This window comes from Streptomyces sp. A18 (assembly GCF_059026065.1).
The window spans coordinates 1-1,298 of record NZ_JBWLKL010000119.1; the positions used below are offsets into that span (position 1 = coordinate 1).

General features: G+C 65.6%; 2 protein-coding genes. Both read left to right on the forward strand.

Annotated elements, in window-relative coordinates; all coding sequences use genetic code 11:
* Positions 1 to 157: 157 nt before the first annotated feature.
* Positions 158 to 736 carry a helix-turn-helix domain-containing protein gene (locus AC5P1C_RS43705; RefSeq protein ID WP_493871580.1) on the forward strand — a complete coding sequence of 193 codons (579 nt, stop codon included), beginning with the start codon at positions 158 to 160 and terminating at the stop codon, positions 734 to 736.
* A complete protein-coding gene (locus tag AC5P1C_RS43710) occupies positions 733 to 1,287 on the forward strand; it encodes a transposase (protein WP_493871579.1) in 555 nt (184 codons plus the stop codon). Before AC5P1C_RS43705 ends, AC5P1C_RS43710 begins: the two co-directional genes overlap by 4 nt.
* The last annotated feature ends 11 nt before the right edge of the window (positions 1,288 to 1,298 follow it).

The following is a 1,298-nucleotide window of genomic DNA, read 5'->3' on the forward strand; positions in this document are numbered from 1 at the left end:
CATCTGCACCACCTGCCATCAGCCCCTGGCCACGCGAACACCAAGACCGAGACAGAGACAGACCTAACGGAGTCCTATTAGTGCTGGATTCCTCTTTCGTTGGGTGGATACCTTGGTGGAGGGGTAGTTGACGCTGCTCGGGGGCGGGTGTTGGACGATGGTTTTGCGGGCACGGCCGGGGTGTGATGAGGGCGAACGGAGTGTGGTTCGCCGGTTGGCGCGGGCGCGGAAGGCCCCGCGTGATGCGGTGATGCGGGCCCGGATGATCGAGCTGAGCTGGTCGGGGCTGCGGGTGCCGGCGATCGCCGTTGAGCTGGGCTGCAGTCAGAAGACGGTCCGCTGCTGGCTGCACCGGTTCAACCGGTCTGGGTTGCAAGGACTGGATGATCTGGGTGGGCAGGGCCGCAAGCGGCGGGTCACCGAGGAGGAACGCTCCTCCCAAATCATCGCCCTGGTCAAGTCCGTGCCGCCGGGGCGGCTGCGCTGGGAGCCCGTCGGGGAGTTGTGGGCTTTTGACGAGTCCGGTCCGGTGGAGTGGACCCTGGATTCCCTGGCCGCGGCAGCGCGGGCGGCGGGGATCGAGGTAGGTCGCTCGCAGGTCCGCCGCATCCTGCTCGCCGAGGGCGTGCGCTGGCGCCGTACCCGGTCATGGATGCGGTCCAAGGACCCGGACTTCGTCCCAAAAGGACACGGATCATCGACCTCTACACCCACCCGCCCGACGGCGCCACGGTGATCTGCGCCGACGAGCTGGGGCCGGTGATCCCGCGGACCTTCCCGCCCGCACCCGGCTGGTCACCGAACGGACACCGGATCAAAGCGGAACTCGACTACAGCCGCGGACCGGAGAAAACCTGGGTCTACGGAGGCCTACGGATCCGGGACGGACAACAGATCACCATGACCGCGTCCTCCCGCAACAGCGTCTTCTACCAGCAGTTTCTGCAACAGGTCGAAGACGCCAACCCCGGCAGGGAGATCTGGGTCGTCACCGACAACCTGTCCTCCCACAACAGCGTGTCCACACGCACCTGGCTGGAGGACCATCCCCGCATCCACCACGCCTTCATCCCCGTCGGTGCATGCTGGCTCAACCTGCAGGAAGGCTGGTGGCGCATCTTCCGCAAAGCTGCCCTCACCGGGCAGTCCTTCGCCAATCACCACGACATTGACCAGGCCACAACCCTGGCGACCAACCAACTCAACGCTCGTGCAAAGCCCTGGATCTGGGGCAGACCAGCACCGCCAACTCGGCAACGGCGGCGCCAATATGTGTACACCCTTTGAGGAATCCAGCA

Excerpts from the sequence above, each read along its gene's own strand:
- AC5P1C_RS43705 (WP_493871580.1), top strand. The coding sequence starts at position 158 with ATGGTTTTGCGGGCACGGCCGGGGTGTGATGAGGGCGAACGGAGTGTG.